Genomic DNA, 24,655 nt, shown 5'->3' with positions numbered 1-24,655 from the left:
ACGGGTCTGCCGCATTGCCGCGCAGGCTGCAAGCTATGCGCGCTATCGCCAGAGCGGACCGCCAATTTCAAAGCCGCGCGTTTCCAGACTGTCGAGCACGCCATCGGTCTCCGCCAGCACCCGCAACGGGACGACCGCGACGGTAGTGCCATCAGAGGCAGCAGCGCCTTCGATCATCTCGACCCATGTCGCTCGGATATCCTCGCCCAGCTCAGGATCGGCCCATGGCCAACAAGTGCCCAGAGCGACCTCAAGCGGGTTATCCATCACGGCGGGAATATTGAACTTGCGCCAGTCATCGCCGCGCTTCTCGATAATGTCAGGGCCTATTTCCGTCGCGGTCATCGCTGCTTCGAGGCAGGGAATGTGCGAGGTGGGCGGAGCCTCGGCGAGATTGTCGAGCAGGTCTTCGCCGCGAAAACGCACTGGCCGTTCAATCGGCACATCGGCTTTCTTCGCCGCCTTACGCACAATATCGGTCGCGTCATCATCCAGCGTTTCATCATCAAAATCGAGCCTGCGCGCGAGCAGATCAAACGCCGTCATCAGGAAGCTGCCGCGATCATAGTCCTTGTCATATTCGGTTTCGAGAGCTGCCAATCGCGCGCGTTGATCCAGATCGAGGTAATCCGCAGCCACGCTTTTATCCGGCAGTTTGGTAAAGCTGCCTCCGCGAAAGATCAGGCGGAAGACATCACCCGGAGAAATCTTGGGCCGTGAGCGGATGATAACGCGGTCGGCCTCACCAGTGGCCTCCTTCAAACGGTCAGGAAACCATGCCGTGCTTTCCGGCACAGCGCGAATTTCGCCAACCAGAATAACGGTTCCGGTATCGGTATAGATCGTCCACATCGGCACGCCAGATCGCTGGGCTGCAACGACGATTTCGTTTTGGGTGGGGGGCGTTTCCGAATTCTGCGCGAGCGCGGTGCCCGCGAGGGGAATGAGCGCGGCGCCAATACCCAGAGACCATCCTAGATTTTTCAAAGCAACGTCACCGTTTTTTGCTCATGTCAGATGCGTGTTTGTGCTGGCACCAGTATGAACTAGTGATGACACGCGGAGGATAATGATTTGAAGAGCAAGCTTGCATGCATCGTTGTTTCAAGTCTGAGCTTGGCGGGATGCGCCACTTTCAACGATCCGGATAAGCGAAATCTAATCTCCACCATCGACCACTCTGAATGGGGGGACCCTAGCCAGTTGCGCGTCGACCTCGACACAGGCGCATACTCAATAAAGTATGGCAAGTGGGCGGCTGATGCACCGGGCTCTCGTGGTCGATCACGCGGGCGACCCTTCTCTGGAAGACTCAATGAGAGAAGTCTCTATGAACTCAATGAGATGGTCGCCAGAACACGAGTGTCTGGACTGGTAGAAGAAGAATGCGCAGCAATTCCGAGGCGCGAGCGCGGCTACATGATCGTCTCAAACGGGGGGACACCGCTTCTTAAACTGATGCTCAATGGCACAAAAGCGACTTCATATGCTGAATTGGATTGTTGGACGGATGAAGCAAACAAACTTCATGACCATTTGCTTGATCTCTTTGATGAAAAACGCGGCTTAGACCTGAATTAAGGCGCAGCCTCAACTGCCTCCAACCTGACAACCATCGACGTCACACCCTCATCTTCGCCCATGGTGCACACGACCCTCACCAGCTTGCCGGGGCCGTGGCCCATTGACCAGAAATCCAGCACCTCTTGCGGTGAACATGCAGTTACGGGGATGCCCCGGTCGGCGAACATACCGCGTGTGGATATGGTCGACATGCGGGGATGATCGGCGACGTTTTCCGTCATGAATGTATGCACGCGCTCCAGCTTGTTCGCCAGCTCCTCTGCAGTGGCACGGAATGTCGTATCTTCGCCGTAAGTGACGGTGATGGACGCTTCATCCTGCGCAATCTGCGGCTCAAGCCAGGTGCTGCCTATACGCGAGACACCGTCCCATGGCACCGCGCCGTATTCGGTCAAAACGGCATAGGGATTGATAGGCTCCAGCCCCTCATCCCGCTTCGTCACATACTCCAGCGGCTCACCGTCATCGGCGTAATCGCGAACCTGCAACAGCCGGTCCAGCACCCACATCTTTTCCGCGCCACTCTTCAAATCGATAGCGACCAGAAACGTCTCCACCCGCAGGCTTTCATACAGGCCCAGATTGTCGTTCGACGTGCGGACTACAAACAGATGCGTGTTGCTGACGCCGAATGGCCACTCATGAATATCGATAACGTCAGGCGGGGTGGCGTGCGCGGGGGCGGCGGTGATCATTGCGCTGGCCAAAGCGAACGCCGGGATGAGCGAGCGCACCTTGATCATGGCACCAACACCGTATCACGTGCCTCATCTTCCATCTCTGGATGGTCGAGCGTGTAATGCAGCCCGCGGCTTTCGTGCCGCTCCAGCGCGCTTTTCACAATCAGTTCGGCCGATTGCAGCAGATTGCGCAGCTCAATCAGGTCGGTGGTGACGAGGAAGCTGCCGTAATACTCCTCCACCTCCTGTTTCAGCAAAGCGATGCGGTTTTGCGCGCGCTCCAACCGTTTGGTGGTGCGGACAATGCCGACATAGTTCCACATAAAGCGGCGGATTTCGGTCCAGTTCTGTTTGATAACGACCTGCTCATCGGAATCCGACACGCGGCTTTCATCCCACGGCTTAATCGCGGGCGGCTCGGTCAGTTCGTCCCACCGCGCGAGGATATCCTCCGCCGCCGCTTCGCCGAATACAAAGCATTCCAGCAGGCTGTTGGAGGCAAGCCGGTTTGCGCCGTGCAGGCCGCTTTCGGTGACCTCGCCAGCCGCCCATAGGCCGGGCAGGTCAGTGCGAGCTTGCAGGTCAACGACCACGCCGCCGCAGGTGTAATGTTGTGCGGGCACGACCGGTATCGGGCCGGTGGTCATATCAATGCCAAGGCCGCTCAGTTTCTCGTGAATGGTCGGGAAATGCTCTTTCACGAAATCGGCGGGCTTATGACTGATGTCGAGATGGACGTAATCTAGGCCGAACCGTTTGATCTGATCATCGATCGCGCGCGCCACGACATCGCGCGGGGCCAGCTCCATCCGCTCAGGATCGTAATCCGCCATGAACCGGTGGCCGGTTTCCGGGTGGAGCAGATGCCCGCCTTCGCCGCGAACAGCCTCCGTGATGAGGAAGTTTTTGACTTCGAGATTGTAGAGGCAGGTCGGGTGGAACTGCATCATTTCCATGTTGGAAACGCGCGCGCCTGCTCGCCATGCCATCGCAATGCCATCACCGGTCGCGCCGCGCGGTGCGGTGCTGAATTGATAGACGCGCCCCGCCCCGCCAGCGGCCAGAATGGTGGCGCGGGCCATGTATCGTTCGACCCGCCCGTTTTCGGTGTTGAGCGCATAGACGCCCCAGACACGGCCAGCGGCGGAGAACTTCTCTCCGTGACGGTCTGTGATGAAATCAATGCAGGTGCGGCCCGGTGCGAGCGTGATATTGGCTGATGCTTCGGCGGCCTTGAGCAGCGCAGATTGCACAGCCCAGCCGGTCGCGTCGTCCACATGCACAATGCGGCGGTGCGAATGGCCGCCTTCGCGGGTCAGATGCAGCGCGTCTTCATCGCGGTTGAATGGCACACCCAGCTCGCACAGCCGGTCAATCGCTTTGGGTGCGCCTTCGATCACAAATTCGACTGTTTCAATGTCATTAAGGCCAGCGCCAGCAACCATTGTATCGCGCACGTGATTGTCAAATGTATCACCCGCATCGAGCACAGCGGCGATGCCGCCTTGCGCCCAAGCGGTCGATCCGCCGGTAAGCGATCCTTTGGCGAGCACGAGCACCCGCTTCGTCTCAGCCAATTCCAGCGCCGCAGTTAGCCCCGCCGCGCCCGATCCGATCACAATTACGTCGTAGTCTTTAGTCGCAGTGTTCATGGAGCGCAGCCATGCCGCGCAAAGGCTTTCAGGGCAAGAGCGCACACCTTTGACCAACAACGAAGTAAGCAAAACCAGTGACTTGTAAAATCCCGCTTGCTGCAGCGCACAATTAGGGTATTTTACGTAACAGGTCGCGCAATATGGTCGGCTTGTGCCTCAACAATTCGACTTTCAGGAGACCGGGACCTCGCCCATGTCAGTTCTTTCGATCACAAAGTGCCTTACCGGCCAGCACAAACCTGTGCGGCGTGACGTCGTCTGGGATGGTGAGCGGTTTGCAGGCGAATGCCGCAATTGCGGCAAATCGATCAAGCGCGTAAGCACGGGCCAATGGCGGAAATCGGTCAACGTTCGATAGAGCTTGAATGTCGGCCTTATCAAAGCCACCGTTCAGATATGGCAAAACCCGCTCTTCAATCGGCCCGAGGCAAAGTGATTTCCCGGCTCGAAATGTATTGGAAGATGGAAGGCGCGAACATCGCGCTTGTTCCTCTCGCCATGCTGTTTCTTTCAGGAGGAAAGATTGGCATAGCCTCGGTGATTGCCATCGTTCCGATGATGGCGCTGCTGGCAATCGGAACCATCTATTGGCGTGCCAAACTTCATCACATTGAACATGGCATTTCGCCGGATGGCACGATCAGCACCCTCGCCAAGCTCGACTTGCCGATGGCAATCTGCAGCGTTGCTTCCGTGCTAGCAGCGGTAGCCGCCTGGAGTTTTGAGGGAGTGGCTGTGGGAACAGAAGAGCGGTGGGTCGCAACAGCGGCAGCGGTATTCACGGTACTAGAATACATTAATTACTACCACCGGCAGTTGCAGCATTTTGACCACTTGCCGGATTGGAAACGTCTGATTTCAGGTGCTGGTTTTCGCAAAAGCCAGCTGCGGCAGGATATTGAGCGCCTACAGATTACAGCGCGTAACAGTCCAGATCAGCAGCCACGCTGACATCACCGGAATAGCTTTGACCGATCGCATTCAGGCTATCGTCAATCCGGCTGAGTGAGCGTTCCATATTGTGGGTCAAGATAAGGCGCTGCGGCTTCATCGCCCCTGCAAGCTCGCCAATCTGCGCCGGAGTTCGGTGCAATCCGCGCGGCTGGCCGTCTTCGCCATTGATCACATGATGCGCAAACAGGATCGCCGGGCTCGCATCCTCCATCATCATTTGGAACACCACAGAGCGCCCGCTTTGATCGCCCGCGATAACAACCGATTTGCCGCCAACGTCAATTTCATAGGCCAATGCAGGGACAGGTCCGTGATCAACGGGATAGGCAATCACGGAAAAATCATTCGACACGTCGAGAGGTGTCAATTCACCATTCCCGGCAAACGAAGGGATATCACGCACTTCCAACTGCGCCTTACCTTCGGTGCCGTCACCATATCCGCCATTATAAGCAAACGCGCCGCCCTCTTTGGCGATCAAACGCTCGATAAATTCGCTGGTGGCAGGGAAACGCGGGGCCTCACCCGGCCCGACAAGCGTGAGCGGCTCGGTGCGCCCTTCAAACCCGCCCGTGTTGAGGATATCAATCACATCGCCCGCGTGATCGGCATGGAGATGCGTCAGCAGGATCGCATCGAGCGACGCGACCTTTCCGCCCGCCTCGGCAAAGCGCAAAAAGCTGCCTGATCCTGCATCAATCAGCAGCTTTGCCTCGCCGTCGATCCAGAGCAGATATGATGTTCCGGCGCGGCCTGCCTCTGCAATAGGCCCCCCACTGCCCAGCACTTGCAAAGCCGCACCTGTGGTGGGGCAATTCGCAGGCTGCTCTGCGCGGGGTATGCCATCATTGCCGGTCTGGGAACTTTCCGGGCTTGTGCTCTTGTCTTCAAAAGCCAACCATCCGCATCCCGGCAATGCGAGCGCAACGGAAAGCGTCAATGCGAATCGCAGGGAACCAGCCATCAGCTCCCTGATCCAGTAAGCTGGACGAACACATCCTCCAGATCCGCCTCGCGGGTGGTCACGTCTTCGACGGTCAGGCCCTGTTCCTGAAGGATAGCGAGCACTTGGCCCGCGTTTAGCTGATCCTTGTTATAGGTCACCTCAAGCCCGCGCTCGCCAGCAAGCTCTACCTTGCTAAACGCCTCATGCGCTGGGGCCTGCCCAAGGTCTTCGGCGAGCGTTACTGCCACGATTTTTTCGCGCGCCATATCAACCAATTCGCGGGTCGGTTTATGCGCGATCAGCTCACCATGATTGATGATCGCAATCTCATCGCACAGTTCCTCGGCTTCTTCGAGATAATGCGTGGTCAGCACCACGGTAACGCCTTCTTGGTTCATCTCCTTGACCAGCTCCCACAGCTGCCGGCGCAATTCGACATCGACGCCGGCGGTAGGCTCATCAAGCACTAGGATCGGCGGGGAATGAACCATAGCTTTGGCGACCAACAAGCGGCGTTTCATGCCGCCTGACAATGTGCGGGCATAGGCGTTGCGCTTGTCCGCCAGCCGCACCGCCGCCAGCAATTCCTCGCTGCGGCGATCTTTTCCGGAAATGCCGTAAAACCCGCCTTGGTTTTCCAGCACCTCGTAAGGCGTGAAAAACGGATCAAAGACGATCTCCTGCGGCACGATCCCGATGGACCGGCTAGCATTGCGGCGCTGCTCATCAATATCAAAACCCCAGATATTGGCCGATCCGCTGGTCTTGTTCACGATACCCGCAAGAATATTGATCAAAGTCGATTTGCCCGCGCCATTGGGGCCAAGCAGACCAAAAATCGATCCTTCGGGTACGTCAAAACTCACACCATTCAGCGCAAGTTTACCCTCTGCATCTTCGCCTTTCGCACCTTTTGGTGCGGCATAGCGTTTGGCGAGGTTTTCGATGCGGATTGCGGGAGGAGTGGACATGCGGCTTGCCCTAGGTCAGCCTCTCGCGGCGGGCAAGCATCAGTGCGGCACAGAAACGCAATTGAGATTGAATTCACCGCCGAGCACGATTATTCGCATGTCCTTATGAACATCCCACCACCTGAAACCCTGTTGGTCGAAACAAAGCGCGTCAGCTGTGACGGCGCGAGCGGAATCCGCGCTGGCGAGAATTATCGCCCTGCTGCGCTGGGCCATCCGCGCATCTATCTTGAGATTGACGAGCACGGCTATGTCGATTGCGGATATTGTGATCGCCGCTTTGTGCTGAAAGGTGGCCCTGCGGATGGTGCGGATCAGGCGAGCCTGCACGATATCTCCGAAGGCACGGATCCCGGCCATCGGTAGACCGGCTCTTGCCCTTGCTGCCGCGCTCGCACTCTCGCTGCCAACCCAGTCGATCGCTGCAGACCGCGAATGCGACGTCATTTCCGCGTTAATGTCGGGCGCAAAGTCCAAGGTTCGCGGACTGGCAATAGAGATCAATCGTGAAGACGCGCTTGATCTGAAATACCGAGGCAAGCCAACCTTTATCCGCAACGCGACATATTGCGAGACCGTCCCTGGCAAAGAAAGCCTGGAGCTAAACTGCGAGTGGTCTTTCGAAGGCAATGAACGAGAGGCCAAAACGCTCTTTTCCGCGTATCGTATCCAGATCAAAGAATGCCTGGGGGTCCCTTTCGAACCGAGGGATGCGGAAGGCTATGGCAAGGTTACAATCCTGAGCAGCTACAAGGCCGAAATCGAACATTCTGACGGCTCCGAAACGTCGATCGAGCTGGAACTGCAAGAAAAGAATTACAGCAGCACCCCGGAATACGCTGTAGACCTAGATATCGAACGGGATTGATCCGGCACCAAACCGCTCATCGCGCGTTCATTCTATGATACCTAGTCTCACCACCTTCAGGCCAAAGGAGAATGCATGATGTCTACCCCTCGTAAAGCTTTCACCCTCACTGGCGCTGCCGCCCTTGCCTTTCTGGTTGGTCAACCGGCAATTGCCGACGATCACAGTGAAAATGCGGCTGATACCGAAATGACCAAAGGTGAGAAGAAGCTCGCCGATATCCTTGAAGGCCGCGTTGCCGGAGAGCCGACGCGCTGCATCCGTACCCGTCCGAATGAGCGTCTGCGTGTTGTTGACGACACTGCGTATGTCTATGGCAGCGGCCGTACAATCTACGTGCAACGGACCAAGAATCCGGACAAGATCGACCGTGACGATATCCTCGTCTCGCGCCGTTTCAATGCCAGCCAGATTTGTAAACTGGATATGGTCCACACCGTCGATCGCGGTATCGGCATGTTCACTGGCGCTGTCTTCTTTGAAGATTTCGTACCCTACACCAAGGCTGAACAGGTCAAGGAAGCGAGCTAAGCCGCTTCCGGTTTAGCGCTTCGCTGTGCCACGAGTTCGCTTGCGCGCATGTGCGGGGGAACCGGCGCCAAATCTGTTATTCGAAGCAATTCCGGATAAATTTGCTCGCGGGCGTACCCCACAGGATAGGCAGCGATCGTAGAATCCTGCCTATCTGACTGGCGCAGGGCCGCGATAGAATATCGGTAATCTTCAAGCGCGCCAGCGGCGAAACGTTCATCCTGCATTTTCGTCGTATTCATGGCACTGACCTGATCATGCAGCGTATCAGGTGTGTCTACTGCGGCCCCGGTATTCTCGGTCCGGAAGCAAGGTTTGTTGGCCAGCAATGATGATGGATCCATCGGTGCGGCGGGATGACGGGTGCGGCGATTATGGATCGGCGGAGCAGCGAACATCAGCGGTCTGGCGAGAGGGATCAGACCGTAGTCCTGATCCGTGATCACTCGCCGAGAACGCCATGTTCCGTAAAATTGTCCAAGCAGCCATGTGATGATGCACGGCGCAACGCAGAGCACAATCCAGCTATCAAGCGCGATCGCCTGTTCCATATCAATTCCCATCGGCAATCTGTGCGCACGAAGCGCAGTGTCGCCAATCCAAGCCTATGATCCCGTATCCGCCCGGAGCCACCTTCCGGAGGAACCGCGCGAATATGCTTTGGCTAAAGGGAAATGATCACGGATTTCCTCGCGTGGCCTAGGGAAGTATGCCTAGGCAGCCGACATTGCATTCATACGGCCCAAAATCGCATCGGCTTCGCTCATGATGCCATCGATCAATTCCTGACAGGTCGGAATGTCACTGATCAGACCCGCGACCATGCCGCAGCTCCACGCGCCTTCGTCCATTGCGCCTTCCATCATGATCTTGGGATATACGCCCGCAACTTCTGGCAGAATGTCCTGAATAGTAATCGCATCGCCTAGCTCTTTTTCCTTTTCGAGCAAGCGATCAACCGCTTCGTTGGCCAGCACACGTTCGGTGTTGCGCAGCGGGCGCATGACGAGGCGGGTATCAAGCTCGGAAGCTGCAACAATCGCCTTCTTCACATTTTCGTGCACCGGCGCTTCCTGTGTGGCGATAAAGCGTGTGCCCATATTCATACCCTGCGCGCCCATGGCGAGCGATGCGACAAGGCTGCGCCCGTCGGCCATGCCGCCGCTGGAAACGAAGGGAATATCGAGCTCGTCTGCGGCGCGCGGCAGGAGGATAAAGTTCGGAATGTCGTCCTCGCCAGGGTGGCCGCCGCATTCAAAGCCATCGACAGAAACCGCATCACAGCCAATGTCTTGGGCTTTCAAAGAATGGCGCACGCTCGTGCATTTGTGGATCACTTTGATGCCCGCCTCTTTGAGCGGTGGCAGCAGCTCGACCGGATTGCGACCAGCCGTCTCGACCACTTTAACACCGCCTTCGATCACCGCCTTTACTAGACCCGGATAGTCAGGCGGGGTGAGCGTTGGCAGGATCGTGAGGTTCACGCCAAAAGGCTTGTCCGTCATATCGTGACACCGCGCGATTTCGTTCGCGAGTTTCTCAGGCGTACCCTGCGTCAAACCAGTAATGATGCCCAGCCCGCCCGCATTGGAAACCGCCGCCGCCATTTCGGCAAAGCCGACATAGTGCATGCCGCCTTGAATAATGGGATGCTTAATGCCGAACATTTCGGTGATGGCGGTTTTCATGGGATCACTCTCCTGATGGTTCTTTGCGGAGGAACCTGTCGAAAAATCGCGAACGAGGCAAGCATGACGTGACGGAAACCAAAGCAGGAAATCGCTTGTAATTAGATATTTTCCTATTTAGGAAATTATCTATGGAAAAGGCTTTCAAGGCACTGGCCTCTACGCCTCGCAGGCGCATTTTGAACCATCTGGCGGGCGGGCCGATGACCGTGGGCGAGATTGCGGCAAATTTTGACATGGCGATGCCGTCAATCTCCAAACATATTGCCGTGCTGCATGACGCCGGACTTCTGCACCGGCAAAAGCGCGGTCAGGAAGTGATCTATTCCATCGCCGCCGATAAGCTCGCCAATAATCTCTACGCTTTTCTGACTCCGTTCTGTCCCGAGGCACGCGCCCTTTCGGCCGAGCGGAAATTGCCCGGCAGCGACGACCTGCCGGCTCAAACCGGAGAAGATAAAGCATGAGCTACGTTGATCAATCAACGCCCACTGTGCCCGATTTCTACCTGGCTGGTTTGCTGGCATCAGCGCTTGCCTATTTTGGCATTGTTGTGCTCGTTTCTACTAGCTTGGCCATTGGTACAGGCAGCCCCGCAGGCGGCTTTCGGAGTGCTCATTCTAGGAACGATTTATACGGCCCTTCCCGCGGTCTTGATCGCTTTTGTCATCACTGCCCCGCTCGGCTGCGCGATCGGTATTTCAATGCTGAAACTGTTTGAGCCGGGCCCATGGCAAGGGGCAGCAAATGGCGCCATTACAGCGGCGGCCATAGTGGTTGTTCTGGTGCTATTGACCGAAGGTGCGCTGACCGAAGTCCCTGATCCGGGCACAATTATCTTCGTATTGGCTCTGATCGGAATTGGCGCGGGATCGGGCTGGCTTGCCCAGCGCAAGTGCATCAATTGGCCCGAAGCGGACGCCTGATATCTAAGCAGCGTCCTAACCGGGCTTGATGATAGTCAAAACGATACCGCCGACGATCAAAATGCCTCCCGCGATCAATCGCCAATCGAGCGGTTCGGACAGCAACAGCACGCCGCCAATTGCGGTAACCACCGGCGTTGCCAATTGGACACTTGCCACCGTGCCAAAACCAAGGCGCGGTGTGACCTTGTACCAAATGACATAACCCAATCCCGAAGTGAGAGCGCCTGCGATTACGGCGAGAAACACGCCATGCGAGCTCGGTACTCCGCTATCCAGCCACAGCATCGGCAATACGAGCGGCGTGGCGAGTAAGAAGTTGCGGGCTGTGCTGCCGCTGGCATCGCCGCTGCCGCGCCCAATCACTGTATAAGCGCCCCATGCGATACCGGCGGTTGCCATCATCACGGCGGCGCCAATCTCGACAGGTTCCCCACCCGGCGCAAGCAAGACGACCAAACCGCCCATTGCCATGACGAGGCCAGCCCAGCCGAGCAGAGTCAAACCTTCGCCGCGCCAATATCCCACAGCGATGATCGTCGCCTGCACACACGCAAACAGGATAAGCGCGCCGATGGCTGCACCCAAACTGAGATAAGCGAGCGAAAAGCCCGCGACGTATACCGCAAGCGAGACCGCACCGGTCGCGTCGCGCAGCGAAGGCATCTTGCCGAGGAAGGGCAGCAGGACAAGCGCGCCCGCCGCCAGCCGGATCGCGGAGAAAGCGCCAGCCTCTATCGCGCCGTCGGCCAAGGCAGCCCGCGCGATCAGCGAATTTCCGGCAAATGCAATAATCGCCAATGTCGCCATCAAGACAGTGACTGCGGTTGAACGCATAGGGCCTCCTGTGCCTCACCCGATGTTCGTTAGCCGGGACCGCGGGCTTACTCCGCTCTATGCTTCGTCTTTATCCCGCACAATCGGCCCCGTCTCGCACTGGTCGCTCACAACGCATATTTCGCACTTGGGCACCCGCGCGCGGCACACACGCTTGCCGAACTGGATCAGCCAGAAATGCCCGTCCGCCATTGCCCATTCGGGGCTGCGTTCCTCAAGCTGCTGCGCCGTTTTCTCGGCCGTCTTTGCATCAGTCAATCCGATGCGGTTGCAGACCCTGTGAACATGCGTATCCACCGCGATCACATCTTTGCCGAAGGTAAAGCTCATCACGATGTCTGCGCATTTTCGGCCAATCCCGGGCAGGCTCATCAGACCTTCACGCGTGTCCGGCACAACGCAGCCGCGCTCCTCAATCAAGGCGGTGCAGAATTTGCGGATGTTCTTCGTCTTGTTGTTGTAGAGCCCGCACGGCTTGATAGCAGCGGCAATCGTTTCGTCATCCAGCGCGAGCATATCTTCCGGTGTCTTGGCGAGCTTAAACAAAGCGCGCGTGGCCGCCGCCGTGTTCCGGTCGAGCGATTGAGCCGAAAGCATACAAGAAATGCAGGACCGGAACGCGTCGGGCTGCCCCTTTGGCCCCTTCGCATTCTTCGTCCTCCCCGGCATCGCCTCGGACAGTTTGTAGTATACGGTCTCGACCTGTTCTTCGCTGAGCATACAGCAACAGCGAACAGCGTATCAATCCAGTTCCCGCGAGCGGTTAGCTCTTTGGCTTGAGCAGTTTTTCCGGCCTGATCCGGCGCGCTTCGCCGAACAGCGAGTAGGTTTTGTTCACGTAGTTCGAAACATCAACGATGCTGTCGAGATACTTTTCAAGCTCGGGCGTCTGTTCCTGCTCGACCAGCCGAACATGCGCGCCGGGGTTCTCCGTTTCGAAACGGACATAGAACCACGGCTCACCGCGTTTGAGCACCAACGGCTTGCTCACATCGTGCCACTCAAAGCCCCAGCTGAGGGGACGCGGCCAGATATGAACCGGAAAGCGTCCGCCCATCTGTACGCCGGGGCGCGGGGTCGGGAAGTAATCCAGATACGGCGCAGTTTGGACGACATAGCACGGCTCATCCGCGACAAACACATACGGCGCGACGATTTGGATCACGGGGCGCTCTGGATGGCGCCACTCACTCGGTGGGTGCATCACCATCATGCCATTGCGACCTTTTGCCCGCATGGCCGATTTGTCCCCGTCCGCGTCCATCAACTGCAGCTGGCCATTGGGCTGACGGGCGATCGAGAGCGTCAGATCGATGGGGGACGGAATGACAAAATGCCGCCGGTCAAAATCGATTGCTGCGGGGCAGACCTGCACAGATTTCGCTGACGCAGGCTTTGGATCTTTCCGTGTGAAGGGTTTTGGCGCAGACCAGATGGCATCGCCGCCCTGCGGAAATCGGACCGTCCAGCCGACCGTTACGCTGCGCGATTTTCCGCGCGCTTCGCCGTCGCGTTGATCGGCATCCTCGGCAAATTGATCTTCCCAGCTCATCATCGCATTCCCTTGAATCTTGTCGCGACTGTCATGGCGCGTGCCGCGCAAATTCGCAATCGCTGCGGACAGGGCAATCCTCGCAATCGGCTTTGCGCGGGCGGCAATGGGTCTGGCCCAGCTTCTTTAAGAGCAAATGATGTTCGTCCATATCCTCTGCCGTCCATTCGACCGGAACAATCGGCATCAGCGCATTGTAAGTCTTCGCGTTGTCCGCTTTGGCAGTGACGATCCCCATACGCTGCATAATCCGGCGGTGATGCCCGTCGATCACCATGGCTTTGCGGTTGAAGTTCGATGCGTTCATCACGCCCGCGCTGTTTTTACGCGCCACGCCCGGCAGCGTTTCGAGCCACGCCATCGCTTCTGCGGTTTCGAGATTGGAGAGATGTCGCAGATCGACGCTGCCGCGCTCTTGAATGATGAAGGTTAGGCAATCCTTCAAACGCTTTGCTGCGACGCTTGGAAAAGTCTGCCGCTTGAGCCGCGCTTCGAGTTCTTCGAGCGACACTTCGGCAACGGCTTCCCACGACCCAAACTCGGCAAGCAGAGCGTCAGTGGAAGCATTGGAGGCTGCGGTTTTGGTCTGCGCACCGATCACGCCGTGAACCAGCACCCATACAGGATCGCGGCGTTTCTCGGGCGGTCTTACGATGCGCCCAAACGCTGCGATCAGCGCGGCCTGCATCCTGCGCAGAATTTCGGTACGGGGATCAGGTCCGAGTGGCAGCTCCATACCGGTCGGATCGCATGATCACGGGCGGCGCGCAAACCGCTCTACGAAATCACCCACACCCGCCATGCCTTCATAGCCAAAGACGTAGGCAGGCTCGACCGTGTCGGAGAAATCCAGCCCGCCCGCGCTCACCGCCGGATTGACATAGGCGGCGGTGGGGTTGTGCAGATCGGAAAGGCGCTTTGCCTCAATCCAGATCGGCCCGATCACGGGATCGTTTAGCAAAGCGGGCCAGTGATACGCTTCATCCGTGGCGAAGCTGGGCGTGCCATTGCCCGCGAAATTCCCGTCAGAGATGCGGTGGTAGCGGACTTTGCGGCGGACGAAATAGATGTCGGCTTCACTGGTGGTTTTCTCGTTCCAGTCGGAGTGTTGGACGAGGTGGACGTTGCCCCACATCTCCTCGCGAAGACCGCGAATGGCCGCTGCCGAAACATCGGATTGACCCGCTTCGGTGATCCAGACTCTGCCGCCTGCTTCCAAAGCGGCCCGCGCTTCCTTGGTCAGACGCGCAACCGCCGCATCACGGTCTCCGTGTGCATCGACCCAGTTTTTGCCAAAGGCGAGGTTGAACAATTTGGCCGCCGGAATGAACTCGCCACCCTGCGTCCCGTATGCTCCGGCGGTCGCAATAAAACGGACACAGGCAAAGGCTGGATCGGCCAGCATCGTGCCAAGGCCAGCGACCGCTTGCAGGTCGTCCACGTCAGGCTTGCTGTCATAGTTCGCGATCAGCAGATCGCGCGTCGGATCAAATTTGCCGATCATCGGCGCTTCATCGCACGAGACGGCGTCTGGCGCCTGTTCCTCATGAGCAAATGCTAGGGAGACCGGCGCGAATGCAATGGAAGCGGCGGTCAGGGCGAGTGTGAGTTTGCAAATTGTCATCGTTGTCAATTATGCACGATCAGTACGGTTTGGCTACCCCTTTTGCACGGCCCCTTTCGCACGGCGCAGCCCCCAGCCGGCGAACGCGATGCTTGAGCAAGGCAGCCAGATCCACTTTATTTCAGACAGCAAGGTATCAAGCCCCCGCGCCGAGAAAAAGCCCATGCCGATGGGTGAAACGCGGACCGGAGTAATCGGCGCAAAGATGCGCGCATCATCAAACGGCCACCATAAAGCGGCGCCCAACCCGCCGCTTGTTAGCGTATCGAGAAGCCCGTGACTGGCCATCGCCATTGTCAGGAAAACAAATGCGCCAAGGCTGCGAGCCTCACGCCAAACCAGGCTTAATACGCCAGCGCAAATTGCCGCAAAGGCAAGCGAGTGCGTCGCGCCGCGGTGCCCCCATGCATCGGCATATTCAACGCCCAGCTTGAACCCGGCAACATCGGCATCAGGGGCAATCGCAAAGATCGCACCAGCAATGGCAACTTTAGGAGAAACAACCCCGCGCCCGGCTGCGGCGGCGATGGCCAGAGGAACAATGGCGTGGGTGAAGATTGTTGGCATGGGTTGGTCTAAACAGGAACTTCGCTTCTGATTGAGGCTGGAGGAGGTTAGACTTCGTTGTTCATCGCTTGCGATACTCGTCCAGGGTTTACATTGAACTTTGGCGCGATGTCTCTTTGATGCATATTGGGATGCTTTTTTGCAAAATCTCTGATTTTTTTCGCAAGTTCTGGAGTCAATGTCTGACTTTGGTTTTTGGCTCGTCTAATAGGAGAATTGCGGTGCATTTCATCGGCAATATCATGCAACTCATCTAAATTTTCTTCGTCTGCTATTTCTCTTATTCTCTGACGAAGATCGGGAATCCCGCGTTTATTTTTAGCCACTTTCAGTTCCTTTCGGAATTTCAAATGGCTCTCGACTGTATTAATTCAAGTGCTGGACTTTTACTACTCCCACTCAATGGTACCCGGCGGCTTGCTTGTATAGTCATAGACCACGCGGTTGACGCCTTGCACTTCGTTGACGATGCGGGTTGCGCAGCCGGTTAGGAAGCTGGCGTCGAACGGGTAGACATCGGCGGTCATTCCGTCGGTGCTGGTTACTGCGCGTAGGCCGCAGACGCTGTCATATGTGCGCCCGTCGCCCATCACGCCGACGGTTTTAACCGGAAGCAGCACGGCGAATGCCTGCCAGATCGCATCATACAGTCCGGCGTTGCGGATCTCCTCGAGGTAGATGGCGTCGGCTTTGCGCAGGATATCGCAGCGTTCTTTGGTGACTTCGCCGGGAATGCGGATCGCAAGGCCCGGTCCGGGGAACGGGTGCCGCCCGACAAATTGATCCGGTAGACCAAGCTCGCGGCCCAATGCCCGCACTTCATCTTTGAAGAGTTCACGGAGTGGTTCGACCAGTTGCATGTTCATGCGTTCTGGCAGACCGCCAACATTGTGGTGGCTTTTGATTGTTACGCTTGGCCCGCCGGTAAAACTGACGCTTTCAATCACGTCCGGATAAAGCGTGCCCTGCGCAAGGAAGTCTGCGCCGCCGATTTTCTTCGCTTCGGCATCAAACACATCGATGAAGGTTTTTCCGATGAATTTGCGCTTGGCTTCCGGATCGGTGACACCGGCAAGGCCGCTCATGAACTGTTCTTCGGCATCCACCACGACCAGCGGGATGTTGTAGTGATCGCGGAACATCGTCTCGACCTGTTCGCGTTCGTTCAGGCGCAAAAGGCCGTGATCGACAAAGACGCAGGTTAGTTGGTCACCAATGGCTTCGTGGATCAGGATCGCGGCGACCGAGCTGTCGACACCGCCGGACAGGCCGCAAATAACTTTGCCGTCTCCCACCTGCTCGCGGATTTCGCGAATTTTTGTGTCGCGGTATGCCGCCATCGACCAGTCGCCAGTCAATCCGCACACACGGTGGACGAAGTTTGCGAGCAGTTTGCCGCCGTCGGGCGTGTGAACCACTTCAGGGTGGAACTGGGTGCCGTAAAACTGGCGCTCTTCATCGGCGATCACCGCAAACGGTGCGCCATCGCTGGTGGCGACAATTTCAAAACCGGGTGCGAACTGGGTGACTTTATCGCCGTGGCTCATCCAAACCTGATGGCGCTCGCCTTCTTTCCAGAGCCCGTCGAACAAGGCGCAATCTTTGGTGACCGTGAGATAGGCTCTGCCAAATTCACCGCCTTCACCGGTCTCATGACCAGGGCGCACTTCACCGCCGAGCTGCTGGCTCATCACCTGCTGCCCGTAACAAATGCCAAGGATCGGGATGCCCGCTTCGAAAAAGCTTTGCGGGGCACGCGGGCTGCCTTCATCCGGGACACTGGCAGGCGATCCGGACAGAATAATGCCCTTCGGCTTCATCCGCTCAAACGCCGCTTCGGCCATGCCGAACGGGGCAATTTCCGAATAAACGCCAGCTTCCCGCACGCGGCGCGCAATCAGCTGGGTAACTTGGCTGCCGAAATCCACGATAAGGATTGAGTCCGGCAGGATCGAATCTGATTGTTGCTGTGCATCCATTCGGCCGAGTTACGGAGCGAGGGCGGCGCTGTCCAGCGCGCGAACACGGCGGCAGCAAGGCTTTCGACAATTAATATCGGGGCGTCATGTGATGCAGCGGCGCTCGCAACCGCGCGGTGCCGTAGCGAGAATTCATATGTTGCAAAATGCGCAATCAAATTGCACATTTTGTCATTTGAGTTTCATGCAATCGAACATCACATAGGCCCTCGTAACGGACATCGCGGTACTCTCTCTCCACCTCGGTCCGTTGCGATGCGCAGCGCGAATTCAATACGAGGACGTGCTGCCTGTCTGCTTGTTACCTGCAAGCGGCCAACCTTGCGAACCGATCGCCGCAGATGCCTTCCAGCGCTGCGCCGTATCCTCCCCCCCTCGCATGGTATCGGCGCAATCCCCCGCGCCAGGTCGTTTAAAGTAACGCAAATGCAGCGAGCGAGACGCGGCCACCATTCTCTCCCCCCCCCCCGAAACGGTGGCTGCGTCTCCACCCTGCAACCCGCCCGCATCAAGCATTGCCTCTCTATCAATCGAGAAATTCGATCAATGCATGCAGAAATAATTATACGTAGCACAGTAACAATGTTTCTCGATGCTTCGTATTTATGACCAGAACCTCGAGGCTACCCCGGCTTCGAGAGGCCCAAATATCGGCCTTATCAGGAGTATGAATTATGACCGCTTTGACTGAAAAAATGGTCGCAATCGTTATTGCGATCGGCATCAGCACGGTTTCGTTCAACACACTCATCGTGTGATCGAACCGAGAATTGCGCGCGGCGTCCCGGCACAAACCGGAACGCCGCGCCAATTCGTTCAAGAGCCAAGTTTTTCTGCGAGATCGCGCAAATCGGTCTTCAGCAATTTCCCAATATGGCTGCGCGGCATCTCATCGATCGGATGAAGCACGGACAGCCGCTGCGTCTTACCCAGCCGCGCATTTACTGCACCGCAAATCTCCGCGCTGCTGCGCGCACTTTCTTTCAGGACTGCGAAGCCAACCGGCGTTTCGCCCCATTGTTTTGATGCAATGCCGACAACAGCAGCTTCGACCACGTCCGCTTCCCTTTCCAGCTCGTTCTCGAGATCGCTCGGATAGATGTTAAACCCGCCGGAAATTATCATGTCCTTGGCGCGGCCGACCAGTTCGACGAAACCTTGTTCGTCCACCCGCCCAATATCGCCCATCCGCATCCATGCTTCGCCAGTTTCGGGATCGGTCCATTGCGCCTCAGCGGTTTTGTCAGGGCGATTTTTGTAGCCGCTCATCATCGTCATCGAACGGCCAATCAGATTGCCTGCAGTCCCCGCTGGCACAGGCTTATCATCATCATCCAGCACTTTGAGCTCGCTGCCCGGAGCAGGCCGGCCAACAGTATGCAGCTTGTCGGGAAACTCATGGGCTGGCAGCAGGCAGACAACCCCGCCTTCCGTCATCGAGTAAATCTCAATCAGTCCGCCTGGCATCCGGTCCAGCACTTCGCGCTTCAATTCAGCGGAGAACGGCGCAGACGTACAATATTTCAGCGCCAGTGATGAAAGATCGAAATCATCGAATCCGGTAAAATCCATCAGGCGTTGATATTGAACCGGAACCAGCATCGTCACGGTCGCTTTGTCGGCCTGCGCATTTGCAAGCCATTTTGCGCTGTCGAACTTGGCCATGATCCGCACCGTTCCGCCCGCCATCAACGGAGGCAGAAACGCCACCATTGTTGTGTTGGAATAAAGCGGCGTGGATGCGAGCGAACGAACCGGCAAGCCTGCTTCGAGGTAGGACAACGCCGTTGCGCCGAATTGCCTCCAACGCATTTGGTGCGAATGGACGATCCCTTTCGGAATTCCGGTCGTCCCGCTTGAATAGATAATGTTGAAGGGGTCGCCAGGGGCGGGCTCAAACACCGGAGCCACGCTGCCGGGAGGCGCCATCCAACCACCAATCTCCTCCAGCGGGATGCGGATCAGATCAGACATGAAGTCCGGCCCCAGCTCGTCTGCTTTGGCACTATCGATAAACAGATGCCGGGCGCCGGAATCCTTTGCCATTCCGACGAGTTGATCGGGAGAGGCAGAGGTCGTCAGCGGTGCTGCCACTCCGCCTGCCCGAACAGCAGCGAGGAATACGAGGGCATAATTGACACTGGAATACCCTAGAATCGCAACCGATTGGCCGCGCTCCAACCCGGTTTCGACCAGCCGCGCTGCCAAGCGTTCAACCTCGCCGATCAATTCGGCCCATGCGCAATCACGGGTTTCATCGATCAAAGCGATCTTGTCAGGGTGATGGACCGCCCAGCCGCGCAGAATTTCATGGAAAGAGCCGAAGGGTTCGGCGAGTTTGCCGATCATGGTTTCATGGGTCATGGCGCAAGATGTAGACAAGGCAGGGCGCGACGCAAAAGGAATTTCATTAAGGTATCGATGTCATCGTGCGCTCAAGCGCGCTGTGATAAAAAAAAGGCGTCAGGAGAATTTGCAATGCGGTCAATTTCATCACTGTCCTTGGCGGCAATCGCCTTTCTGCCGTTCGGCCCGGTTTCGGCTCAAGAGCAGAGCGAAGATAGCGACTACCGCGAAATTTTGCCGAGAGGGGAGCCTAGGCCTTCCTTGGAGGAGTATCTGGCACAAGGCGGTAAAGTGCCCGAGCCCAAGAGTCCGCAAAGTGCTGCTCCAACGCAGTCGGAAGCCCCGCCAACACAAACCAGCGAAGTGCCTTCGGTGCTCGCTATTTTTGCGCATCCCGATGATGAGATCATGTTTGCGCCGGTGCTTTCACGCATCGCCCGCGAAGGCGGGGAGGTGACGCTGGTCTACGCCACGAGCGGAGATGCGGGTCCGGGTGTGAGCGGGATGGAACCAGGCGACGAACTGGGAGATCTGCGACAGGCTGAGGCTGAATGTGCGGCAAAGGCGCTCAAACTGGGCAGTCCGATTTTCTGGAAACTTGGCGATGGTAAGCTGTCCGACTTTGCCCGCGGCGACCAGTCACTCGGCCCAACACTCGCCCGCCGAATAGGGGAAGTGATCGCCGAGAAAAATCCTCAGGTTATCATGACGTGGGGCCCGGATGGCGGATATGGCCATTCGGACCACCGGATGGTGAGCGCGGCGGCAACCCAAGTTGTCCAGACATTGGGCATCGAGAGGCCCGAATTGCTCTATTCCGTCATTCCTGACGGCAGCCGCCCGCAAATTGCTGCTTTCGACAGCTGGTCCACCGTACACCCATCTTTGGTCACCGACAGGATCCGTTACATGCCGCTCGACCTGTATAATGCGCGCGAAGCGATGGACTGTCACAAGAGCCAATTTGGCGCGGAAGCACGCGAAGGATTGCCGGATCTCCTGCACAATACCGTCTGGCGCGGGACGGTCTTTTTCCGGCTCGCTTTTCCTGAACCGGTCGAGCCAGAATAGGGCGAACTGAACAGACTCCACTCAAGCGGTGGAAAAGCGCGCCGAATTGCGCATGTCAGCTTGGGATTCGCTCTGCCAGCGCCTATATAATCGGCATGGAAGAAAACACTCCCCAAACGGAAAACACACCGCCCAAGCAAGAGAAAATGCAGGGCGAATATGGCGCAGATTCGATCAAGGTTCTCAAGGGCCTAGACGCGGTTCGTAAGCGCCCTGGCATGTATATCGGCGACACCGATGACGGGTCAGGCCTGCACCACATGGTGTTTGAGGTTTCAGATAATGCCATTGATGAGGCGCTGGCGGGGCACTGTGACCTCGTTTTGATCGAACTCAACCCGGACGGCAGTGTGTCGGTTGAAGACAATGGCCGCGGCATTCCTGTCGGGATGCACAAGGAAGAGGGCGTCTCTGCGGCCGAGGTTATCATGACCCAGCTGCATGCGGGCGGTAAGTTCGAAAACACCTCTGACGACAACGCCTATAAAGTTTCCGGCGGTCTGCACGGCGTGGGCGTTTCCGTTGTGAACGCGCTTTCCGAATGGCTGGAGCTGAAAGTCTGGCGTGACGGCAAAGAGCATTGGATGCGCTTCGAAAACGGCGATGCGGTCAAAAGTCTCGAAATAACCGGTGATGCCCCCAAAGTGGAGCAGAACCCTGACGATAACGGGTTCAAAAAGGGCACGCGGGTCACGTTCCACCATTCGAACGATACGTTCAAGAATGTCACCGAATACGATTTCGACAAGCTTGAGCATCGCTATCGCGAGCTCGCCTTCCTCAATTCGGGCGTGCGCATTCTTTTGCGCGACAAGCGGCACGAGGAAGTGAAAGAGCACGACCTATATTACGAAGGCGGCATCGCGGCGTTCGTGAAATACCTCGACCGCAACAAACAAGAATTGTTTGAAGAGCCAATCGCGGTTTCCGCGAACAAGGACGGCATCGGGATCGATGTTTCGCTGCAGTGGAACGACAGTTACTACGAAAACGTCCTGTGCTTCACCAACAACATTCCGCAGCGCGATGGTGGCACGCATTTGGCCGCATTCCGCGCGGCTCTGACCCGTACGCTTAACGGCTATGCCGACCGCGAAGGCTTACTCAAGAAAGAGAAGGTCAGCCTGACCGGCGAAGACATGCGCGAAGGCCTTTCTGCGATTGTCAGCGTCAAACTGCCTGATCCCAAGTTTTCCTCGCAGACCAAAGACAAGCTGGTTTCCTCCGAAGTCCGATCTCCGCTGGAGAGCCTTATGGGCGAGAAGATGACCGAGTGGCTGGAAGAAAATCCGGCCGATGCGAAGTCCATCGTTCAAAAGATCATTGACGCGGCTGCAGCGCGCGAAGCCGCAAAACGCGCCCGCGAGATGAGCCGTAAAGGCGCGATGAGCGTCGCCAGCCTGCCTGGCAAGCTCGCCGATTGTCAGGAACGCGATCCTGCCAAATCCGAACTGTTCCTGGTCGAGGGCGATTCCGCTGGTGGATCTGCCAAGCAGGGCCGCGACCGCAAGACGCAAGCGATCCTTCCGCTCAAAGGTAAGATTTTGAACGTCGAACGCGCGCGGTTTGACCGGATCATCTCGTCCAAAGAAGTCGGCACGCTGATCCAGGCGATGGGCACCGGTATCCGCGACGAGTTCAATCTCGAGAAGCTGCGGTATCACAAGATTGTGATCATGACTGACGCTGATGTCGACGGAGCGCATATCCGCACCCTGCTGCTCACATTCTTCCATCGCCAGATGCCGGAGATTGTGAAAGCCGGTCACTTGTTCATCGCTCAGCCGCCTCTTTTCAAAGTCGGCAAAGGCCGCAGCGAGGTGTATCTGAAAGATCAGCCCGCGCTTGATCGCTATCTGGTCGATGCTGGATTGAACAATCGCATCCTCGAAACCGCAGGCGGTGCCCGTTCCGGTGCGGATTTGCACGACCTAATCGAACAGGCCCTGCGTTTGCGCAACCTGCTGGCTTTCATTCCGCGCAAATACGAGAGTGGTTTGGTCGAACAGATGGCGCTTTCGGGAGCGCTCGATCCGTCTCTCTCCAACGCTCAGCGCGCCAAAGCTCTCGATGAAACAGCCAAACGCTTGCAGCTTGGCGATGGCGACGCGACATGGACTGCAAACATCCGCGATGATGGATCGGTTATGTTTGCCCGCCTATGGCGCGGTGTAACCGACGCACACGAAATCGATGCGCGTTTCCTGACCAGCAGCGAAGCGCAAAAACTGCACAGTCTCGCCGTCAATCAGGCGGAGGCATATGCCTCGCCCGTGCGCCTGATCCGCAGCACAGCAGCGGATGCCGACGAAGTGCCAAGCTCCGACACCGAAGCTGACGATACGTCCGCAATTTCGGGTGATGACGCGATCAGCAGCCCGACACAATTGCTGGACACGGTGTTCGCTGCGGGCCGCAAAGGTCTCTCGGTCCAACGTTACAAAGGGCTGGGCGAAATGAACGCGGAGCAATTGTGGGAAACCACGCTTGACCCGGAAAACCGCGCGCTGCTGCAGGTAAAAGTTGAAGACGCCGACGTGACCGACGAAATTTTCACCCGCCTGATGGGTGATGTGGTCGAACCGCGCCGCGAGTTTATTCAAGAAAACGCATTGAACGTCGCGAACCTAGACGTTTAATCAATCTGTTCAGGAACGGGATCGCCTGAGCGCTGTAGTTAAAGGTGTAATGATTGGCCGATAACAAACTGGACAAGATGACGGGTGAACAACACCATACGACCGAAATCCAGCAGGTTAGCTTTCTTGCTGTGGTCGGGGCTGTCACATTCTTGCTTGTCTGGATTGCATGGCCATTTGCCACACCGCTGCTTTGGTCGGCGCTGGCGGCTATCATGTTCCAGCCTTTGTACAAATGGGTGCTGATCAAAGTGCGCGGTCGGCGCAATCCGGCCGCGATTATCACTTTGTCGATCATCTTTTTGGCCGTCGTCCTACCGGCACTTTGGATCGGCACAATGGTGGTCGGCCAAGCGCTTTCGACCATCGCAGCCTTTCAAGATGACCCAATTGATCTCGCCGCATGGGCCAACCAAATTTACGGAATGCTGCCGACCACCGTTCAGGATATGGTTGATGAAAGCGGCTGGAATGACATGTCCGAGGCGCAAGGGCGCCTTCAGGATTTGCTCGGTGAAAGTGCCGGCATGCTAGCCAGTTCCGCAGTCTCTATCGGCAGCGGCGCACTTAGCTTCATTCTAAGCTTCGGCCTTGGTTTATACGTTACCTACTTCCTGCTGCGCGATGGTTCGCGCATCGGTGAGACGATCCTCCACTCTGCCCCTGTCGAGCGTGAAATCGCCGACCGCTTGGCAGAGCGTTTCCTCGGCATCGTCCGCGCGACGATCAAGGGATCGGGCGTCGTCGGATTGGTGCAAGGCACATTGGGCGGTATCACTATGGCGATTGCGGGCGTGCCATCTGCGCTGCTGCTGGCGGTGATGATGGCTATCCTTGCGCTGATCCCAGCGGTGGGCACCGCGCTGGTCTGGGCACCTGTTGGTGTCTGGCTGCTGATGACGGGATCTGTTTGGCAAGGCGTGTTCGTGCTTGCGTCCGGTTTCATCATCATCAGTTCTGCCGACAATGTCCTGCGCCCCATTTTGGTGGGCCGCGATACCGGAATTCCTGACTGGATCATCTTAGTGACAACATTGGGCGGCCTGTCGATTGCGGGCTTCTCTGGCATTGTGCTCGGCCCTCTGGTCGCGGGCCTCTTCCTTGCCAGTTGGTCGATTCTTCAAGAGCAGCGTGCGGAAGACGAAGACGCTGCGGCAAAGTATCGCACCCGCGTTGATGTGGATGGCAAGGCGCGGGACGACTTGGCTGCCACAACCGAGGACGTCTGATCCATGCA

General features: G+C 57.3%; 27 protein-coding genes. 11 read left to right on the top strand and 16 right to left on the bottom strand.

Features of this window, described 5'->3' with window-relative positions; genetic code table 11:
* Positions 1–42 precede the first annotated feature (42 nt).
* The gene (locus tag KCG46_RS04550; protein WP_255551763.1) at positions 43–987 is read right to left on the bottom strand and encodes a TraB/GumN family protein; all 945 of its coding nucleotides are present in this window, start codon (positions 985–987) and stop codon (positions 43–45) included.
* Positions 988–1,074: 87 nt separating this feature from the next.
* Between KCG46_RS04550 and KCG46_RS04545 the strand changes: the two genes are divergently transcribed.
* A complete protein-coding gene (locus KCG46_RS04545) occupies positions 1,075–1,581 on the top strand; it encodes a hypothetical protein (protein ID WP_218404115.1) in 507 nt (168 codons plus the stop codon).
* Here the strand turns inward: KCG46_RS04545 and KCG46_RS04540 are convergent.
* Complete coding sequence (locus tag KCG46_RS04540) at positions 1,578–2,327, bottom strand: hypothetical protein (protein ID WP_218404114.1); 750 nt, start codon at positions 2,325–2,327, stop codon at positions 1,578–1,580. The two genes, KCG46_RS04545 and KCG46_RS04540, sit on opposite strands and share 4 nt — an antisense overlap.
* Positions 2,324–3,916, bottom strand: a complete 1,593-nt coding sequence (gene nadB, locus KCG46_RS04535) for an L-aspartate oxidase (RefSeq protein WP_218404113.1) — start codon at positions 3,914–3,916, stop codon at positions 2,324–2,326. The genes KCG46_RS04540 and nadB overlap by 4 nt, the downstream gene beginning before the upstream one ends.
* 196 nt (positions 3,917–4,112) lie before the next feature.
* Here nadB and KCG46_RS04530 point away from each other — a divergent pair, with 196 nt between their 5' ends.
* Both KCG46_RS04530 and KCG46_RS04525 read left to right on the top strand, forming a co-directional pair.
* Positions 4,113–4,277 (top strand): hypothetical protein, encoded by a 165-nt coding sequence (locus KCG46_RS04530; RefSeq protein WP_218404112.1) that lies wholly within the window; start codon positions 4,113–4,115, stop codon positions 4,275–4,277.
* The gene (locus KCG46_RS04525; RefSeq protein ID WP_218404111.1) at positions 4,250–4,870 is read left to right on the top strand and encodes a hypothetical protein; all 621 of its coding nucleotides are present in this window, start codon (positions 4,250–4,252) and stop codon (positions 4,868–4,870) included. Before KCG46_RS04530 ends, KCG46_RS04525 begins: the two co-directional genes overlap by 28 nt.
* Here KCG46_RS04525 and KCG46_RS04520 read toward each other — a convergent pair.
* Positions 4,833–5,837 carry an MBL fold metallo-hydrolase gene (locus tag KCG46_RS04520; RefSeq protein ID WP_218404110.1) on the bottom strand — a complete coding sequence of 335 codons (1,005 nt, stop codon included), beginning with the start codon at positions 5,835–5,837 and terminating at the stop codon, positions 4,833–4,835. The genes KCG46_RS04525 and KCG46_RS04520 overlap by 38 nt on opposite strands.
* Complete coding sequence (locus KCG46_RS04515) at positions 5,837–6,790, bottom strand: ABC transporter ATP-binding protein (RefSeq protein ID WP_218404109.1); 954 nt, start codon at positions 6,788–6,790, stop codon at positions 5,837–5,839. The genes KCG46_RS04520 and KCG46_RS04515 overlap by 1 nt, the downstream gene beginning before the upstream one ends.
* A gap of 105 nt (positions 6,791–6,895) precedes the next feature.
* Here KCG46_RS04515 and KCG46_RS04510 point away from each other — a divergent pair, with 105 nt between their 5' ends.
* From KCG46_RS04510 to KCG46_RS04500, 3 genes are all read left to right on the top strand, one after another.
* Positions 6,896–7,156, top strand: a complete 261-nt coding sequence (locus KCG46_RS04510) for a zinc-finger domain-containing protein (protein ID WP_218405304.1) — start codon at positions 6,896–6,898, stop codon at positions 7,154–7,156.
* 91 nt (positions 7,157–7,247) lie between these two features.
* Complete coding sequence (locus tag KCG46_RS04505; protein WP_218404108.1) at positions 7,248–7,658, top strand: hypothetical protein; 411 nt, start codon at positions 7,248–7,250, stop codon at positions 7,656–7,658.
* A gap of 75 nt (positions 7,659–7,733) precedes the next feature.
* Positions 7,734–8,189, top strand: a complete 456-nt coding sequence (locus KCG46_RS04500; protein WP_218404107.1) for a hypothetical protein — start codon at positions 7,734–7,736, stop codon at positions 8,187–8,189.
* Here KCG46_RS04500 and KCG46_RS04495 read toward each other — a convergent pair.
* Positions 8,186–8,740, bottom strand: coding sequence for a hypothetical protein (locus KCG46_RS04495; protein ID WP_218404106.1), 555 nt, complete (start codon positions 8,738–8,740; stop codon positions 8,186–8,188). The two genes, KCG46_RS04500 and KCG46_RS04495, sit on opposite strands and share 4 nt — an antisense overlap.
* 162 nt (positions 8,741–8,902) lie before the next feature.
* On the bottom strand, positions 8,903–9,877 hold the full coding sequence (locus KCG46_RS04490) for an NAD(P)H-dependent flavin oxidoreductase (protein WP_218404105.1): 975 nt from the start codon (positions 9,875–9,877) through the stop codon (positions 8,903–8,905).
* A gap of 131 nt (positions 9,878–10,008) precedes the next feature.
* On the opposite strand from KCG46_RS04490, the gene KCG46_RS04485 reads away from it, so the two are divergent.
* Positions 10,009–10,344, top strand: coding sequence for an ArsR/SmtB family transcription factor (locus KCG46_RS04485; protein WP_218404104.1), 336 nt, complete (start codon positions 10,009–10,011; stop codon positions 10,342–10,344).
* A gap of 111 nt (positions 10,345–10,455) precedes the next feature.
* Positions 10,456–10,803: a hypothetical protein gene (locus KCG46_RS04480; protein ID WP_218404103.1), complete on the top strand. Its 348-nt coding sequence runs from the start codon at positions 10,456–10,458 to the stop codon at positions 10,801–10,803.
* Between the two features lie 15 nt (positions 10,804–10,818).
* On the opposite strand, the gene KCG46_RS04475 is transcribed toward KCG46_RS04480, so the two are convergent.
* From KCG46_RS04475 to KCG46_RS04435, 9 genes are all read right to left on the bottom strand, one after another.
* Positions 10,819–11,640, bottom strand: coding sequence for a DMT family transporter (locus tag KCG46_RS04475; protein ID WP_218404102.1), 822 nt, complete (start codon positions 11,638–11,640; stop codon positions 10,819–10,821).
* Positions 11,641–11,697: 57 nt separating this feature from the next.
* Positions 11,698–12,360 (bottom strand): endonuclease III domain-containing protein, encoded by a 663-nt coding sequence (locus KCG46_RS04470; RefSeq protein WP_218404101.1) that lies wholly within the window; start codon positions 12,358–12,360, stop codon positions 11,698–11,700.
* A 43-nt stretch (positions 12,361–12,403) separates the two neighbouring features.
* Complete coding sequence (locus tag KCG46_RS04465) at positions 12,404–13,243, bottom strand: hypothetical protein (protein WP_255551762.1); 840 nt, start codon at positions 13,241–13,243, stop codon at positions 12,404–12,406.
* Positions 13,224–13,928, bottom strand: coding sequence for an endonuclease III domain-containing protein (locus KCG46_RS04460; protein ID WP_218404100.1), 705 nt, complete (start codon positions 13,926–13,928; stop codon positions 13,224–13,226). Before KCG46_RS04460 ends, KCG46_RS04465 begins: the two co-directional genes overlap by 20 nt.
* Before the next feature lie 18 nt (positions 13,929–13,946).
* Positions 13,947–14,816, bottom strand: coding sequence for a hypothetical protein (locus KCG46_RS04455; protein WP_218404099.1), 870 nt, complete (start codon positions 14,814–14,816; stop codon positions 13,947–13,949).
* Between the two features lie 33 nt (positions 14,817–14,849).
* Positions 14,850–15,383, bottom strand: coding sequence for a metal-dependent hydrolase (locus KCG46_RS04450; protein ID WP_218404098.1), 534 nt, complete (start codon positions 15,381–15,383; stop codon positions 14,850–14,852).
* A 47-nt stretch (positions 15,384–15,430) separates the two neighbouring features.
* The gene (locus tag KCG46_RS04445) at positions 15,431–15,709 is read right to left on the bottom strand and encodes a hypothetical protein (RefSeq protein ID WP_218404097.1); all 279 of its coding nucleotides are present in this window, start codon (positions 15,707–15,709) and stop codon (positions 15,431–15,433) included.
* A gap of 63 nt (positions 15,710–15,772) precedes the next feature.
* Entirely contained in the window at positions 15,773–17,362 is a 1,590-nt protein-coding gene (guaA, locus tag KCG46_RS04440; RefSeq protein ID WP_218404096.1) for a glutamine-hydrolyzing GMP synthase, read from the bottom strand.
* Between the two features lie 816 nt (positions 17,363–18,178).
* Entirely contained in the window at positions 18,179–19,726 is a 1,548-nt protein-coding gene (locus KCG46_RS04435) for a class I adenylate-forming enzyme family protein (RefSeq protein WP_255551761.1), read from the bottom strand.
* 114 nt (positions 19,727–19,840) lie between these two features.
* On the opposite strand from KCG46_RS04435, the gene KCG46_RS04430 reads away from it, so the two are divergent.
* From KCG46_RS04430 to KCG46_RS04420, 3 genes are all read left to right on the top strand, one after another.
* On the top strand, positions 19,841–20,779 hold the full coding sequence (locus KCG46_RS04430) for a PIG-L deacetylase family protein (protein ID WP_218404095.1): 939 nt from the start codon (positions 19,841–19,843) through the stop codon (positions 20,777–20,779).
* A gap of 95 nt (positions 20,780–20,874) precedes the next feature.
* On the top strand, positions 20,875–23,418 hold the full coding sequence (gene gyrB, locus KCG46_RS04425) for a DNA topoisomerase (ATP-hydrolyzing) subunit B (RefSeq protein WP_218404094.1): 2,544 nt from the start codon (positions 20,875–20,877) through the stop codon (positions 23,416–23,418).
* A 53-nt stretch (positions 23,419–23,471) separates the two neighbouring features.
* Positions 23,472–24,647, top strand: a complete 1,176-nt coding sequence (locus tag KCG46_RS04420) for an AI-2E family transporter (protein ID WP_255551760.1) — start codon at positions 23,472–23,474, stop codon at positions 24,645–24,647.
* The last annotated feature ends 8 nt before the right edge of the window (positions 24,648–24,655 follow it).

Origin of the sequence: Erythrobacter crassostreae (genome assembly GCF_019204045.1) — a bacterium.
GTDB classification, from domain to species: domain Bacteria; phylum Pseudomonadota; class Alphaproteobacteria; order Sphingomonadales; family Sphingomonadaceae; genus Erythrobacter; species Erythrobacter crassostreae.
Note: the sequence above shows the minus strand (reverse complement) of the source record. Positions and strands in the feature narration are given on the sequence as shown.

Coding starts and splice junctions, on each gene's coding strand:
- KCG46_RS04540 (WP_218404114.1), bottom strand. CDS start 2,327: ATGATCAAGGTGCGCTCGCTCATCCCGGCGTTCGCTTTGGCCAGCGCA.
- nadB (WP_218404113.1), bottom strand. CDS start 3,916: ATGAACACTGCGACTAAAGACTACGACGTAATTGTGATCGGATCGGGC.
- KCG46_RS04530 (WP_218404112.1), top strand. CDS start 4,113: ATGTCAGTTCTTTCGATCACAAAGTGCCTTACCGGCCAGCACAAACCT.
- KCG46_RS04525 (WP_218404111.1), top strand. CDS start 4,250: ATGGCGGAAATCGGTCAACGTTCGATAGAGCTTGAATGTCGGCCTTAT.
- KCG46_RS04520 (WP_218404110.1), bottom strand. CDS start 5,837: ATGGCTGGTTCCCTGCGATTCGCATTGACGCTTTCCGTTGCGCTCGCA.
- KCG46_RS04515 (WP_218404109.1), bottom strand. CDS start 6,790: ATGTCCACTCCTCCCGCAATCCGCATCGAAAACCTCGCCAAACGCTAT.
- KCG46_RS04510 (WP_218405304.1), top strand. CDS start 6,896: ATGAACATCCCACCACCTGAAACCCTGTTGGTCGAAACAAAGCGCGTC.
- KCG46_RS04505 (WP_218404108.1), top strand. CDS start 7,248: ATGTCGGGCGCAAAGTCCAAGGTTCGCGGACTGGCAATAGAGATCAAT.
- KCG46_RS04500 (WP_218404107.1), top strand. CDS start 7,734: ATGATGTCTACCCCTCGTAAAGCTTTCACCCTCACTGGCGCTGCCGCC.
- KCG46_RS04495 (WP_218404106.1), bottom strand. CDS start 8,740: ATGGAACAGGCGATCGCGCTTGATAGCTGGATTGTGCTCTGCGTTGCG.
- KCG46_RS04490 (WP_218404105.1), bottom strand. CDS start 9,877: ATGAAAACCGCCATCACCGAAATGTTCGGCATTAAGCATCCCATTATT.
- KCG46_RS04485 (WP_218404104.1), top strand. CDS start 10,009: ATGGAAAAGGCTTTCAAGGCACTGGCCTCTACGCCTCGCAGGCGCATT.
- KCG46_RS04475 (WP_218404102.1), bottom strand. CDS start 11,640: ATGCGTTCAACCGCAGTCACTGTCTTGATGGCGACATTGGCGATTATT.
- KCG46_RS04470 (WP_218404101.1), bottom strand. CDS start 12,360: ATGCTCAGCGAAGAACAGGTCGAGACCGTATACTACAAACTGTCCGAG.
- KCG46_RS04460 (WP_218404100.1), bottom strand. CDS start 13,928: ATGGAGCTGCCACTCGGACCTGATCCCCGTACCGAAATTCTGCGCAGG.
- KCG46_RS04455 (WP_218404099.1), bottom strand. CDS start 14,816: ATGACAATTTGCAAACTCACACTCGCCCTGACCGCCGCTTCCATTGCA.
- KCG46_RS04450 (WP_218404098.1), bottom strand. CDS start 15,383: ATGCCAACAATCTTCACCCACGCCATTGTTCCTCTGGCCATCGCCGCC.
- guaA (WP_218404096.1), bottom strand. CDS start 17,362: ATGGATGCACAGCAACAATCAGATTCGATCCTGCCGGACTCAATCCTT.
- KCG46_RS04435 (WP_255551761.1), bottom strand. CDS start 19,726: ATGACCCATGAAACCATGATCGGCAAACTCGCCGAACCCTTCGGCTCT.
- KCG46_RS04430 (WP_218404095.1), top strand. CDS start 19,841: ATGCGGTCAATTTCATCACTGTCCTTGGCGGCAATCGCCTTTCTGCCG.
- gyrB (WP_218404094.1), top strand. CDS start 20,875: ATGGAAGAAAACACTCCCCAAACGGAAAACACACCGCCCAAGCAAGAG.